Source organism: Streptomyces sp. LaPpAH-108 (assembly GCF_000373625.1).
Classification (GTDB): domain Bacteria; phylum Actinomycetota; class Actinomycetes; order Streptomycetales; family Streptomycetaceae; genus Streptomyces.
The window spans coordinates 960,596-974,801 of the sequence record NZ_KB891987.1 but is presented as its reverse complement, the minus strand read 5'-3'; the positions used below and the strand labels follow the sequence as shown (position 1 = coordinate 974,801).

At 71.3% G+C, this 14,206-nt stretch carries 9 protein-coding genes; 6 read left to right on the top strand and 3 right to left on the bottom strand.

Features of this window, described 5'->3' with window-relative positions:
- Window positions 1-508: 508 nt before the first annotated feature.
- From B079_RS0104480 to glgB, 4 genes are all read left to right on the top strand, one after another.
- Window positions 509-2,527 (top strand): alpha-1,4-glucan--maltose-1-phosphate maltosyltransferase, encoded by a 2,019-nt coding sequence (locus tag B079_RS0104480; RefSeq protein WP_078495856.1) that lies wholly within the window; start codon window positions 509-511, stop codon window positions 2,525-2,527.
- The gene (gene treS, locus B079_RS0104475; RefSeq protein WP_018544581.1) at window positions 2,524-4,224 is read left to right on the top strand and encodes a maltose alpha-D-glucosyltransferase; all 1,701 of its coding nucleotides are present in this window, start codon (window positions 2,524-2,526) and stop codon (window positions 4,222-4,224) included. The genes B079_RS0104480 and treS overlap by 4 nt, the downstream gene beginning before the upstream one ends.
- Window positions 4,225-4,318: 94 nt before the next feature.
- A complete protein-coding gene (locus B079_RS0104470) occupies window positions 4,319-5,737 on the top strand; it encodes a maltokinase N-terminal cap-like domain-containing protein (protein WP_018544580.1) in 1,419 nt (472 codons plus the stop codon).
- A 46-nt stretch (window positions 5,738-5,783) separates the two neighbouring features.
- Window positions 5,784-8,246, top strand: a complete 2,463-nt coding sequence (gene glgB / locus B079_RS0104465) for a 1,4-alpha-glucan branching enzyme (RefSeq protein ID WP_018544579.1) — start codon at window positions 5,784-5,786, stop codon at window positions 8,244-8,246.
- Window positions 8,247-8,304: 58 nt separating this feature from the next.
- Here the strand turns inward: glgB and B079_RS0104460 are convergent, their stop codons facing one another.
- The 3 genes from B079_RS0104460 to B079_RS0104450 form a co-directional block, all read right to left on the bottom strand.
- Entirely contained in the window at window positions 8,305-10,587 is a 2,283-nt protein-coding gene (locus B079_RS0104460; protein ID WP_086022315.1) for a HelD family protein, read from the bottom strand.
- Window positions 10,588-10,728: 141 nt separating this feature from the next.
- On the bottom strand, window positions 10,729-11,061 hold the full coding sequence (locus B079_RS0104455; RefSeq protein ID WP_018544577.1) for a thioredoxin family protein: 333 nt from the start codon (window positions 11,059-11,061) through the stop codon (window positions 10,729-10,731).
- On the bottom strand, window positions 11,058-11,483 hold the full coding sequence (locus B079_RS0104450; RefSeq protein WP_018544576.1) for a MerR family transcriptional regulator: 426 nt from the start codon (window positions 11,481-11,483) through the stop codon (window positions 11,058-11,060). The genes B079_RS0104455 and B079_RS0104450 overlap by 4 nt, the downstream gene beginning before the upstream one ends.
- A 169-nt stretch (window positions 11,484-11,652) precedes the next feature.
- On the opposite strand from B079_RS0104450, the gene B079_RS0104445 reads away from it, so the two are divergent.
- On the top strand, window positions 11,653-12,063 hold the full coding sequence (locus tag B079_RS0104445; RefSeq protein WP_026248344.1) for a hypothetical protein: 411 nt from the start codon (window positions 11,653-11,655) through the stop codon (window positions 12,061-12,063).
- Window positions 12,060-14,198 carry a tetratricopeptide repeat protein gene (locus B079_RS0104440; RefSeq protein WP_018544574.1) on the top strand — a complete coding sequence of 713 codons (2,139 nt, stop codon included), beginning with the start codon at window positions 12,060-12,062 and terminating at the stop codon, window positions 14,196-14,198. Before B079_RS0104445 ends, B079_RS0104440 begins: the two co-directional genes overlap by 4 nt.
- Window positions 14,199-14,206 lie beyond the last annotated feature (8 nt).

Below are 14,206 nucleotides of genomic sequence, written 5' to 3'. Positions count from 1 at the left end.
AACGCGAACCGAGCCCGAACAGCTGAGGCCGGAAGCCGCACAGACAGGAACGACGCCACCCGCGCTGCCCGAGCGGCCGACGACGGAAGCCACACCGGCCAACGCGACGCAAGCCAAGCCCGGACAGCCGGAGACGACGCGGAGCGAACCCGGGCGGCCGGGGCCGGAGACCGCTCACGCTGAGGCCACACGGGCGCAGTGCGGACCGGTGGGGGCGACACGCGCCGACGCCTCCGTGCATGCGCGCCCCTCGTCCCCGCCTGCCGATTCCGTCGCCGCACGGCCGTCGCCCTCGCCCGCCGAGGCTGTCGCCGCGCCGTCCTCGTCCCCACCTGCCGGGACGGCGGACGCCCGGCCTCCGGCACCACACGCCGAACCCGTCGCCGCGCGCCTCTCGGCCCCGCCCGCCGAAGCGGTCGCGGCGCAGCCTTCGTCACCGCGTCCCGAAGCCGCATCAGCACAGACCCCGACCCGGACCGCCCAAGCCCCCTCCCCGCACGCCGAAGCCATCGCCTCACCCGCCGCACCCCGGACCACCGCACCCCCCACCGCCGTCGGCCGCATCCCCGTCCTGGACGTGCGCCCCGTCGTCCAGTACGGGCGTAGGGCCGCCAAGGCTGTGGTCGGGGAGGTGTTTCAGGTCAGTGCGACCGTGTTCCGGGAGGGGCATGACGCGGTGAACGCCAATGTCGTGCTGCGCGGGCCGGACGGTCGCAGGGGCAACTGGGCGCCGATGCGGGAGCTCGCCCCCGGTACCGACCGCTGGGGCGCCGACGTCAGCGCGGATGCGGTCGGGCAGTGGACGTACACCGTGGAGGCGTGGTCGGACCCGCTCGCCACGTGGCGGCACACGGCCGGGATCAAGATTCCGGCCGGGATCGACACCGGTCTCGTGCTGGACGAAGGGGCCCGGCTGTACGAGCGGGCCGCGGCCGGGGTGCCGGAGGAGAGCCGGAAGCCCGTGCTGGAGGCGGCGTCCGCGCTGCGCGCCGAGGACCGGCCCGCGTCGTGGCGGCTGGCGGCGGCACTGGCGCCGGAGGTCGTAGAGGTCCTGGAGCGGTACCCGCTACGGGAGTTGGTGACCGCGTCCGATCCGATGCCGCTGCTGGTGGAGCGCGAACGCGCCCTGTACGGCTCCTGGTACGAGTTCTTCCCCCGCTCGGAGGGCACGGAAGAGCAACCCCACGGCACCTTCCGCACCGCCGAACACCGACTGGAAGCCATCGCCGAGATGGGCTTCGACGTGGTCTACCTCCCCCCGATCCACCCCATCGGCACCACCCACCGCAAGGGCCGCAACAACACCCTCACCGCGACCCCCGATGACGTGGGCGTCCCCTGGGCCATCGGATCCCCCGAGGGCGGCCACGACAGCATCCACCCCCGGCTGGGGACGATCGAGGACTTCGACCACTTTGTAGGCCGGGCACGCGAGTTGGGCCTGGAAATCGCGCTCGACTTCGCCCTCCAGTGCTCCCCCGACCACCCGTGGGTCGAGAAGCACCCCCAGTGGTTCCACCACCGCCCCGACGGCACCATCGCCTACGCCGAGAACCCCCCGAAGAAGTACCAGGACATCTACCCCATCGCCTTCGACGCCGACATGGACGGCCTGGTCACCGAGACCGTCCGCGTCCTGCGGCACTGGATGGACCACGGCGTACGCATCTTCCGCGTGGACAACCCGCACACCAAGCCGGTCGTCTTCTGGGAGCGCGTCATCGGCGAGATCAACCGCGCCGACCCCGACGTCCTGTTCCTGGCCGAGGCGTTCACCCGCCCCGCGATGATGCGCACCCTCGCGCAGATCGGCTTCCAGCAGTCGTACACCTACTTCACCTGGCGGAACGACAAACGGGAGTTGACGGAGTACCTGACCGAACTCTCGGGGGAGGCAGCCGCGTACATGCGGCCCAACTTCTTCCCCAACACCCCGGACATCCTGCACGCCTACCTCCAGCACGGCGGGCGCCCGGCGTTCGAGGTCCGCGCCGTCCTCGCCGCCACCCTCTCCCCCTCCTGGGGCATCTACAGCGGCTACGAACTCTGCGAGAACACCCCGCTGCGGGAGGGCGGCGAGGAATATCTCGACTCGGAGAAGTACCAGCTCAAGCCCCGTGACTGGGAGGCCGCCGCCCTGGAGGGACGGACCATCGCCCCCCTCGTCACCCGCCTCAACGAGATCCGCAGGCAGAACCCGGCACTGCACCGGTTGCGCGGCCTCCACTTCCACGAGACGGACAAGGAATCGGTGATCGCCTATTCGAAACGCAGCGGTTCGAACACGGTTCTGGTGGTCGCCAACCTCGACCCGCACCACACCCAGGAGGCCACGGTCTCGTTGGACATGCCGCAACTCGGCCTGGACTGGCACGAGTCGGTGCCGGTGCGCGACCTGCTCACCGGCGAGTCCTATCACTGGGGCAGGGCCAACTATGTGCGACTCGAACCGGGTCGTCGACCCGCGCATGTGTTCTCGGTTCTGCGACCGTCCAACCCGCAGATCGGAGGGTCACCCACCATATGATCGTCAACGAGCCCGTCCCGGACACGTTCGAGGACACTCCCGCCCGGGACCGCGACCCGGAGTGGTTCAAGCGCGCCGTCTTCTACGAGGTCCTGGTCCGTTCCTTCCAGGACAGCAACGGCGACGGCATCGGGGACCTCAAGGGTCTCACCGCCAAGCTCGACTACCTGCAATGGCTGGGCGTCGACTGCCTGTGGCTGCCGCCGTTCTTCAAGTCCCCGCTGCGTGACGGCGGTTACGACGTCTCGGACTACACCGCCGTACTCCCCGAGTTCGGCGACCTCGCGGACTTCGTGGACTTCGTGGACGCCGCCCACCAGCGGGGCATGCGCGTCATCATCGACTTCGTCATGAACCACACCAGTGAGCAGCACCCGTGGTTCCAGGAGTCCCGCAAGAACCCCGAAGGCCCCTACGGCGACTACTACGTCTGGGCGGACGACGACAAGCAGTACCAGGACGCGCGGATCATCTTCGTCGACACCGAGGCGTCGAACTGGACGTACGACCCGGTACGCAAGCAGTACTACTGGCACCGCTTCTTCTCGCACCAGCCGGACCTCAACTACGAGAACCCGGCCGTCCAGGAGGAGATGATCTCCGCCCTGAAGTTCTGGCTGGACCTCGGCATCGACGGGTTCCGGCTTGACGCGGTGCCGTATCTGTACCAGCAGGAGGGCACCAACTGCGAGAACCTGCCCGCCACGCACGACTTCCTGAAGCGCGTGCGCAAGGAGATCGACGCCCAGTACCCCGACAAGGTCCTGCTGGCGGAGGCCAATCAGTGGCCCGAGGACGTGGTCGACTACTTCGGCGACTATCAAGTCGGCGGCGACGAGTGCCACATGGCGTTCCACTTCCCGGTCATGCCGCGCATCTTCATGGCGGTGCGACGTGAGTCCCGCTATCCGGTCTCGGAGATCCTTGCCAAGACGCCCTCGATCCCGTCGAGTTGCCAGTGGGGCATCTTCCTGCGCAACCACGACGAGCTGACCCTGGAGATGGTCACCGACGAGGAACGCGACTACATGTGGGCCGAATACGCGAAGGACCCGCGTATGCGCGCCAACATCGGTATTCGCAGGCGGCTGGCGCCCCTCCTCGACAACGACCGGAATCAAATCGAGTTGTTCACCGCCCTGTTGCTGTCCCTGCCCGGCTCGCCGATCCTCTACTACGGCGACGAGATCGGCATGGGCGACAACATCTGGCTCGGCGACCGCGACGCGGTGCGCACGCCGATGCAGTGGACCCCGGACCGCAACGCGGGCTTCTCCTCCTGCGATCCGGGCCGGCTCTATCTGCCCACGATCATGGACCCGGTGTACGGCTACCAGGTCGCCAACGTCGAGGCGTCCATGTCCTCGCCGTCGAGCCTGCTGCACTGGACCCGCCGGATGATCGAGATCCGCAAGCAGAACCCGGCGTTCGGACTCGGCACCTACACCGAACTGCCGTCCTCCAACCCGGCGGTGCTCGCGTTCCTGCGGGAGTACGAGGACGACATCGTGGTCTGCGTGCACAACTTCTCGCGGTTCGCGCAGCCCACGGAGCTGGATCTGCGCCGGTTCATCGGGCGGCATCCCGTCGAGCTGTTCGGCGGGGTGCGCTTCCCGGCCGTGGGCGAACTGCCGTATCTGCTCACGCTGGCGGGTCACGGCTTCTACTGGTTCCGGCTGCGCGAGGACGCCGCGTAGCCCGGCCGGAGTGGGGCGGCGGGCGGTTTCCGTCGCCCCACCCGGGGCACGGTTGAGTAACACCCCGACGATCCGGGGAAAGGACGTGACGCCCATGGCGGAAACGGTCACCCCCTCCGGCACCACCCCGTCCGGCACCACCACCCCCACCGGCACCACCGCTCCGCTCCTCGCCTCGCTCGACCCCCTGCTGCGCGAATGGCTGCCGAGGCAGCGCTGGTTCGCCGGGAAGGGGCGCCCGGTCACCGGGTTCACGCTCGTCGCCGCGACCGAACTGCTGCCCCCCGAGGGCCGGTTGGGCCTTTACCACCTGCTGCTGCGCGTCCATCAGTCCGCCCCGCCCGGCGCCCCGCCGCAGCCCGAGGACTGCTATCAGGTCCTGATAGGCGTGCGCGAGGCGCTGCCGCCCCGGCTGGCGCCCGCGCTGATCGGCCATGTGGACGCGGGCCCGCTCGCCGGACGCACGGTGTACGAGGCGCTGCACGACCCCCGGCCCGCCGAAGTGCTCCTGGAGGCCCTGCGCACCCGGGCCCGCGTCGGCGCCCTCGCCTTCGAGCGGGCGGAGGGGCAGGAGATCCGGGACGGCCTGGTCGCCCGGCTGCTGACCTCCGAGCAGTCCAACTCCTCGGTGGTGTACGGCGATACGTTCATCCTGAAGCTGCTGCGCCGGGTCACCCCCGGGGTCAACCCCGACCTGGAATTACCCCTCGCCCTGGCCCGCGAGGGCTGCGCCCGGGTGCCCGCGCCCGTGGCCTGGCTGCACACCGAACTGGACACCGAGCCGTACGTCCTCGCCGTCCTCCAGCCCTACGTCAGCGGTGCGGCCGACGGCTGGGAGCTGGCCCTGCGCGAGCTGGCCAAGGGCGAGGACTTCGCCGCCGAGGCACGGGCGCTGGGCCGGGCCACCGCCGAGGTGCACACCGCGCTCGCGCGCGCGTTGCCCACGGTCACGCTCGGCCAGGCCCAGCTGCGGCAGCTGGTGGACGGCATGGCCGAGCGGCTGACGGCGGCCGTACGGGCGGTGCCCGCGCTGCGGCCGTACGAGCCGGGGCTGCGCTCGGCGTACGCGGCGCTGGCCGAGCTGGCCGCCGAGGGCCGTACCTGGACCGCGCAGCGGGTGCACGGCGATCTGCATCTGGGCCAGTGCCTGCGCTCGCCGTCCGGGGCGTGGTCGCTGATCGACTTCGAGGGCGAGCCGTCCCGGCCGCTGGCCGAACGGCGGCTGCCGCAGCCCGTGGTGCGCGATGTCGCCGGGATGCTGCGCTCCTTCGACTACGCCGCCCACTCGGCCCGTCCGCCCGCGCCCGACTGGGCGCACACCTGCCGGTCCGCCTACTGCTCCGGCTACGCCGAGATCGCGGGCCGCGACCCGCGCACCGATCCGGTACTGCTGCGCGCCTACGAGACCGACAAGGCGGTCTACGAGGTCGTCTACGAGGCCCGGCACCGCCCCGAGTGGCTGCCGGTCCCGCTCTCGGCCGTCCGCCGCCTGGCCGCACCGGACCTGGCTTGACCCCGACCGACCTCCCCCTCACCCGACCCGCCCGGGAGAACCGTCCGTGACGCCCAAGAAGCGAGCCACGTCGAAGAACAAGTCCGCCAAGAACCGGACCGGCGGGGCGGCGAAGACCGCCAAGCCGGCCAAGTCCGCGAAGCCGAAGGCTCTGAAGACCCCGGAGACCACGGAGGCCGTTCAAGGCCCGGAGACCCCGGAGGTCACGGAGGCCGCCCAGGGTCCGGCGATCCCCCAGGCCCGCGCGCCGCAGGACACCGCGCGGGTGCCCGCCCCGCGCGCCGAACCCGCTCCCCCGCCTCTCCCGCCTCTCCCGCCCGCTGTCTCGGCCGCCCTCGGCGCGGACGACCGCGCGCGGCTGCTGCTCGGCACCCATCACGATCCGCACGCGGTCCTCGGCGCGCACGCCGTGCCCGGCGGGGTCGCCTTCCGTGTCTTCCGGCCGTACGCGCAGGCGGTCACCGTGGTCATCGGCGAGGTGCGGGCCGCGCTGCACGACGACGGCGACGGCTTCTTCTCCGGTCTGCTGCCGCTGACCGATGTGCCGGTCTACCGGCTGCTGGTCACCTACGACGGCACCGTGCACGAGACCGAGGACCCCTACCGCTTCTGGCCCACCCTCGGTGACCTGGACCTGCATCTGATCGGGGAGGGCCGCCACGAGGAGCTGTGGAAGGCGCTCGGGGCGCGGGTCATGACCCACCAGGGCGTGACCGGCACCCGTTTCTCGGTGTGGGCGCCGAACGCGCGGGGCGTGCGGGTCGCGGGCGGCTTCGACTACTGGGACGCGACCGGGTATCCGATGCGCTCGCTGGGCTCCAGCGGGGTGTGGGAGCTGTTCGTGCCCGGGGTCGGAGAGGGCGAGCTGTACAAGTTCGAGATCACCCGCCCGGACGGTTCGCACACTCTGCGCGCCGATCCGATGGCCCGGCGCACCGAGGTCCCGCCCGCGACCTCCTCGGTGGTGGAGGTCTCGCACCACGAGTGGGGCGACGCGGAGTGGATGGCGCGTCGGGGTGAACAGGCGGTGCACGAGGCGCCGTTCTCGGTGTACGAGGTCCATCTGCCGTCCTGGCGGCCGGGGTTGACCTATCGGCAACTGGCCGACCAGCTCACCGCGTACGTGCAGGATCTCGGCTTCACCCACGTGGAGTTGATGCCGGTCGCGGAGCATCCCTTCGGCGGTTCCTGGGGCTATCAGGTCACCGGCTTCTACGCCCCGACGGCGCGGCTCGGCACCCCGGACGACTTCAAGTACCTGGTGGACCGGCTGCATCAGGCGGGCATCGGGGTGCTGATGGACTGGGTGCCCGCGCACTTCCCGCGCGACGCGTGGGCGCTGGCGGAGTTCGACGGGCGCCCGCTGTACGAGCACCACGATCCGCTGCGGGCGGCCCATCCCGACTGGGGCACCCTCGAGTTCGACTTCGGGCGCCGCGAGGTGCGCAACTTCCTTGTGGCGAACGCCGTGTACTGGTGCGAGGAGTTCCACATCGACGGGCTGCGCGTGGACGCGGTCGCCTCGATGCTCTACCTGGACTACTCGCGCGAGCCCGGCCAGTGGACGCCCAACGAGCGGGGCGGCCGGGAGAATCTGGACGCGGTGGCCTTCCTCCAGGAGATGAACGCCACGGTGTACCGCCGGTGTCCAGGCGTGGTGACCATCGCCGAGGAGTCCACCGCCTGGGACGGCGTGACCCGGCCCACCGATCACCGGGGCCCGAGCGGCTTCGGCGGCCTGGGCTTCGGGCTGAAGTGGAACATGGGCTGGATGCACGACTCGCTTGAGTACATGAGCCACGACCCCGTGCACCGCAAGTACCACCACCACGAGATGACGTTCTCGATGGTGTACGCGTACAGCGAGAACTACGTCCTGCCGATCTCCCACGACGAAGTGGTCCACGGCAAGCGGTCGTTGGTCTCGAAGATGCCGGGCGACTGGTGGCAGCAGCGGGCCGGTCTGCGTGCCTACCTGGCCTTCATGTGGGCCCACCCGGGCAAGCAACTCCTCTTCATGGGCCAGGAGTTCGCCCAGGGCGCGGAGTGGTCCGAGGCGCACGGCCCGGACTGGTGGCTGCTCGACCCGTCGTACGGCGCCGCCGCCGATCACCGGGGCGTACGGGACCTGGTGCGCGACCTCAACACCCAGTACCGTGCCACCCCGGCCCTGTGGCAGCGGGACACCGACCCCTCGGGCTTCGCCTGGGTCATGGGCGACGCGGCCGACGACAACGTCCTCGCCTTCCTGCGCCGCGACGCCGACGGCACCCCCCTGCTCGCCGTCTCCCACCTCGCCCCGGTGGTCCGCCACGACTACCGCCTCGGCGTCCCCGACGACGTCCCCGCCTGGCACGAGACCCTGAACACCGACAGCGCCCGTTACGGCGGCAGTGACGTCACCCACCCGGACGTGATCAAACCGGAACCCCAGCCGTGGCACGGCTACCCGGCGAGCGTACGACTGACACTGCCCCCGCTGGCGACGGTGTGGCTGCGTCCGGCGTGACCTGCGCGGGCCCGGCCTGTGGCCGGTCCGGGAGCCGAGCGCTCCCGGACCGGTGCCGTCACACGGCGGCCGGAGCCAGCCCCGCGGGCAGCTTCTCGCTGTGCAGGACGCCCAGGTGCTGGGTCGCGCGGGTCAGGGCGACGTACAGGTCGCTCGTGCCGTAGGCGCCGGGTTCCACCACCAGGACCGAGTCGAATTCGAGGCCCTTGGCCTGGCGGGGGTCCAGGAGGACGACGCGCCGGGTCAGGTCGGGGTCGGCTCCGGCGGTGACGCCGTCGAGGCGGGCGGCGAGGGCCTGGTGGAGGGCGCGGGGGGCGATGACGGCCAACCTGCCCTCGTCCGGGGTGAGTTCGGTGACAGCCGACGCGACCGCACCGGGGAGGTCGTCGCCCGCGTCCCGCACCCAGGGCCGTACGCCCGTCGAGCGGACGGAGGCGGGCGGCTCGAAGTCCGGGTCGGTGGCGCGGACCACGCCCGCGGCGAGGTCCATGATCTCGGACGGGGTGCGGTAGTTGACCCCGAGGCGGGTGTGTTCCCAGCGGTCCTCCACGTAGGGCGCGAGGATGTCCGACCAGGAGCCGACGCCCGCCGCCTCGGCGGTCTGGGCGGGGTCGCCGACCAGGGTCATGGAGCGGGTCGGGCTGCGCCGCATCAGCAACCGCCAGGCCATCGGGGAGAGTTCCTGCGCCTCGTCCACGATGATGTGCCCGAACGCCCAGGTGCGGTCGGCGGCGGCGCGCTCGGCGGCGCTGCGGTGATCGGCCTCCTCGTGGCGCTCCGCGAAGCGCTCGGCGTCGATGATGTCGTGCGCGGACAGCACCTCGGACGCGTCGGCGTCCACCTCCTCCTTGTCGTCGAACTCGTAGGTGCGCGAGGCGTACGACACGTCGAGGACGCCCTGCGCGAAGGCGATCTGGGTCGCGCGCTCGCGTTCCGCGCGGGCACGGGCCATCCGGTCGTCCTCGCCGAGGAGTTCGGCGGCCTCGTCCAGCAGCGGCACGTCCCCGACGGTCCATTCGCGCGTCTGCGGGCGGCGGATCGCGTCGGCGTCCGCCGCCGACAGGTGGTCGTCGGGCTCCGCGAGGAAGTCCGCGATCAGCCGGCGCGGGGTGACCCGGGGCCACAACTGGTCGATGGCCGCCCAGACTTCGGGGTTCTCCGCGAGTTCGTCGCGGATCTGGGTGATGTCGGAGGGGTCGAGCAGGCTGGTGCCGTCGTAGGGGTCGGTGCCCACGCGCTCGGCGTACAGCTCGGTGAGCGCGTTGAGGATGTGCCCCTCGAAGTGCTCGCGGGCCACGTTGTGCGGCAGCCCGGTCGCGCGGGTGCGCTCGCGGGCGACGCTTACGAGGCCCTGGTCGAGCATCAGGATCTCGCGGTCGTGCTCGATGGCGATCACCGGGTCGGGCAGCGCCTGCCGGTCGCGTACGACGGCGGCGATCACGTCGGCCATCTCGGCGCGGCCCTTCACGGCGGCGGCCTCGGGGGTGTCAGCGGCGGTGGCCTTCACCCCGGGGAACAGCTCGCCGACGGTGGCGAGGAGCACGCCGGTCTCGCCGAGCGAGGGCAGCACCTCGCCGATGTAGCCGAGGAAGGCCGGGTTGGGGCCGACGATGAGCACGGCGCGGCGGGCCAGCAGTTCGCGGTGCTCGTAGAGGAGGTAGGCGGCGCGGTGCAGAGCCACCGCGGTCTTGCCGGTGCCGGGGCCGCCCTCGACCACGAGGACGCCCCGGTGCGGGGCCCGGATGATCTCGTCCTGCTCGGCCTGGATGGTGCGCACGATGTCGCCCATGCGTCCGGTGCGCGCCGAGTTCAGCGCGGCCAGCAGCACGGCGTCGCCGGTGGGGTCCTCGTGGCCGGTGCGTTCCCGGTCCCCGAGGTCGAGGATCTCGTCGTGCAGGGAGGTGACCGCGCGGCCCTCGGTGGTGATGTGCCGTCGGCGGCGCAGGCCCATCGGGGTGTGCCCGGTGGCGAGATAGAAGGGGCGGGCGACATCCGCGCGCCAGTCGATGAGGATCGGGGTGCGCTCGGTGTTCTCCTCGCGCAGTCCGATGCGGCCGATGTGGTGGGTGGTGCCGTCGGACAGGTCGATCCGGCCGAAGCAGAGGGAGCCGTCGACGGCGTTCAGCGCGGCGAGCAGCCCGGAGCGCTCGGCCACCAGGATGTCCCGCTCCAGCCGCGCCTGCTGGGGCTTGTCGCCCTGGGCGAGGGCGTCCTCGACCGAGGTCTCGGCCTCGCCGCGCAGCACGTCCACGCGCTCGTACAGTCCGTCGATGAATTCCTGCTCGTGGCGCAATTCATCGTCCGGAAATTCCGTGTTTGACAATTCCACTCCCGCCCGCATATACTGTGCTCACTGAACTTCTCCGCGATCACCTTTTCGGAAGTCGCGAATCAACGAATATACATAAGGAAATCCCCCGAGCGCAATTGCTCGGGGGATTTCCTTATGTCGGCGAGGCCGCTGCGGGGGCCTCGGGCTGTCTCACAGCACGTCGGCCAGCTCCTCCAGCAGCCGCCGCCTGGAACGTGCTCCCACCATCGACTTCACCGGCACCCCGGCGCGGTAGACGACCAGCGTCGGCGCGGAGAGCACGCCGTGCGCGAGGGCCGTCGCCGGATTGCGGTCCACGTCCACCTGGACGACCTTGAGCCGGTCACCCTCGCTGAAGGCGATGTCCTTCAGCACCGGCGCCAGCTGACGGCACGGCCCGCACCAGTCCGCCGTGAACTCCACCAGGACCGGCAGCTCGGAGCCGATCACCTCCGCCGCGAAATCCGCGTCCGTCACCTCTGCCAGTCCGCTCGCCACGCTCATCGCGGCCCTCCCAGTTCGCACGAAGGCTCCGGACCCCCCGGAACCAGCGACTCGGCGGCCAGCTCCGCGCGCGCCTCCTCGGCCCGCCGCAACTGCCCCGCGACCGACTCCCGCACCGCCGCGAGCTGCCCGATCAACTCGTCCAGCTCGCCCAGCTTGCGCCGGTAGACCACGAGCGAGGCCGGACACGCGTCACCCTCCGGATGCCCCGCCCGCAGACACTCCACGAACGGCCGCGTCTCCTCCAGCTCGAACCCGAAGTCCCTGAGCGTCCGGATCTGCCGCAACACCCGCAGATCCCCCTCGTCGTACACCCGGCACCCCCGCGCATCCCGCCGCGCGGGCAACAACCCCCGCGCCTCGTAATACCGCAGAGCCCGTGCCGTCGTCCCGGCCCGCGCGGCCAGCTCGCCGATTCGCATGTCAGGGACGGTAGGGGGTGACGTGGGGGGCAAGGCAACCGGCCGGTGTCACCGGGACGGAACGTGACGCGGGGCCGGGCGCCGGGATGACGACGAACCGGGGTGCCTTTCCGAGCCGACTGGATAGTCTGACCACGCACGTCGAGGCCGTTACGAGGGGGGCGGATTCATGGATCCGGAGCTGGCCGCGCTGGCGGCGACCGCAGGAACGACGCTGGTGTCCTCTTTGACGACCGAGGGGTGGCAGCGCGCCAGGGACGGTATCGCCTCATGGTGGCGGCGCAGCCAACCCGATCGGGCCGATGCCGTCACCACGGAACTCGACGTGACCCGCGACGACCTGATCGCCGCGCGGGCCGACGGCGACGCGGGCACGCGGGCCGAGCTGGGCACGGAGTGGCAGGGCCGTATCCGACGGCTGCTCGTGGCACATCCCGAGGCAGCCGACGAGCTGCGGACCCTCCTCGCGGAACTCGCCCCGTCGGCACCCGCGGCCCCGTCGGTGACGCAGCACGTCACCGCCTCCGGGCACGCCCGGGTCTACCAGGCGGGCCGAGACCAGCACATCGACGAGCGGTGACCGGCCACAACGACGCCCGGGCCGACGGCCGGGGCCGCGTCTACCAGGCGTCCGGTGACCAGCACATCATCGAACACCACCACCACGGGCCCGACTGGAGCGGCCCGGACTCGGTTCGCCGCCCGGCGGTCGGCCGTGCCCCGGTGGTGCTCCGTGACCGAGCCGCGGAGATGGACCGCCTGCGCGCGGCCGTCGAACCCGGCATCGGCAACCGTGTCTACGTCCTGCACGGCCTCGGCGGCTGCGGGAAGACCGCCGTCGCCTACACGCTCTTCGAGCATGCCACCCACCACACCGGCCGGATCGGCCTGTGGGTCAACGCCTCCGACCCCGCCTCCCTGCGCGCCGGGATGCTCGCGGTCGCCGCCGACCGGGGCGCCACCGACGGCGAACTGATGGGCGCGCGCAGCGGATTACGTCCCGCCGCCGACCTCGTCTGGCAGCGCCTCGACCATTCCGATCAGCCCTGGCTGCTCGTCCTCGACAACGCCGACGACCCGGCGATCCTCCGTGACGGCGGCTGGCTGCGCACCAGCCCGGCCGGGATCGTCATCGTCACCAGCAGGCAAGCGGCGGCCCACTGGTGGCCCCGTGCCGAACTCCTCCAGTTCGGCGTACTCCCCCGGGACGAGGCCGCCCTGGTGCTGCGCGATCTCGCACCGGACGCCGGAACGGTCGAGGACGCGGCGGAGATCGCCGACCGTCTCGGCCGGCTGCCGCTCGCCCTCACGCTCGCCGGCGGTTTCCTGGCCCACCAGGTGATCGACCCCTGGACCATGGCCGACTACGGCCGACGGCTCGACGGCGGGGACGGCCTCGACCCCATCGAGCTGATCGACCAAGGCGCCCTGGGCGGCAGCGACTCCCGCCACCTGCTCAGCCGCACCTGGCAGCTCTCCCTCGACGCCCTTGCCGCCCAGAACCTGCCCGAAGCCGGGAGCCTGCTGCGACTGCTCACCTGCTGGGCGGGCGACCCACTGCCCCTCTCGCTGCTCTCCGGCGCCACAGTCGGCTCGGCCCTCCCGGCGTTCCGTGTCGAGTCGGCTCTTCGCGGACTGCTCGACCAGTCCCTCACCGAGCTGGTGCCAGATCGGGTGCGCTGTCTGCGTACCCACGGTGTACTGCTCGACAGCGTGGCCCGGACCACCCCCTCCGACCAGTACGAACAGCTCGCCGCAACGGCCGCCCGACAGCTCAAGGCCGTACTGCCGGAGAACCCGGAACGCGCGACGCACGACCCGCTCAGGAACATGCTCGCCCCTCATGTCCTGGCGCTGCTGCGCAGGGTCGTGGACTGGCCGGTCGACCGATCGGTCGTGGAGGAAGCCACCGAGTGCTCGGTGCGGCTCGTGGTCGCGCTTCACCGTGACGGCGACTACTCCTCGGCGCTGGCCCTCGCCGACAGGGCTGCCGGACTCGCCGAGCGGCGTCTGTCCGAGGACCACCCCCTGGTCATCAGGCTGCGCCAACGCGCCGGTCGGGCTGTGTACCGGCTCGGTCGATTCGAGGAGGCCGAGGTCCTGCACCGGCACGTACTTGAAGCGTGCGAACGTGCCTTCGGTCCCGCGGACTTGAACACCCTGGAGAGCTGCCTGAACCTGTCGCGGCCACTGTGGCAACTCGGGCGCGTACCAGAGGCGATGCAGCTCACACGGCGGGCCATCGCGGGCAGGACCGAGATTCTGGGCTTCGTCCACCCGTCAACACTCATCGCGCGAGCGTCGACCCTGGAAGTAGCCCCAGGACCAGAGCTGGACGAAGAAGTCGCCTCGGGGCACGCCCTCGTCGCGGATTGCCACCAAACAGTCGGCGAGCAGCATCCGATCACGTTGATCGCCGAACTCAACCAGGCGGATCTCCTCCGTCGCGCGGGGCGAACCACCGAGGCGCTTCCCTGTGCCCGCAGAGCCCTTGCGGCACACGAACAGCGCTACGGGCCCGAGTTCCCGATCACCTTGGCCGCCAGGTCGCTGCTGAGCGCCGTCCTGGCGGAACTCGGCCGGTATGCCGAGGCGATCGAACAGGTGGAGGCGGTGGCGGAGGCCCGGGCCTGTGTGCTGGGCGCGTCCCATCCATGGACGTTGTTGTCCCAGGAGCGCCTGGACGAGTACCGGCGCGCGCACGATCAGCCGTAGTCCGGGAC

What these genes read in the sequence shown, in the direction of transcription:
- B079_RS0104450 (WP_018544576.1), bottom strand. Translation starts at nt 11,483, where the DNA reads ATGCGAATCGGCGAGCTGGCCGCGCGGGCCGGGACGACGGCACGGGCT.
- B079_RS0104470 (WP_018544580.1), top strand. Translation starts at nt 4,319, where the DNA reads ATGGCGGAAACGGTCACCCCCTCCGGCACCACCCCGTCCGGCACCACC.
- B079_RS0104460 (WP_086022315.1), bottom strand. Translation starts at nt 10,587, where the DNA reads ATGCGGGCGGGAGTGGAATTGTCAAACACGGAATTTCCGGACGATGAA.
- treS (WP_018544581.1), top strand. Translation starts at nt 2,524, where the DNA reads ATGATCGTCAACGAGCCCGTCCCGGACACGTTCGAGGACACTCCCGCC.
- B079_RS0104455 (WP_018544577.1), bottom strand. Translation starts at nt 11,061, where the DNA reads ATGAGCGTGGCGAGCGGACTGGCAGAGGTGACGGACGCGGATTTCGCG.
- B079_RS0104445 (WP_026248344.1), top strand. Translation starts at nt 11,653, where the DNA reads ATGGATCCGGAGCTGGCCGCGCTGGCGGCGACCGCAGGAACGACGCTG.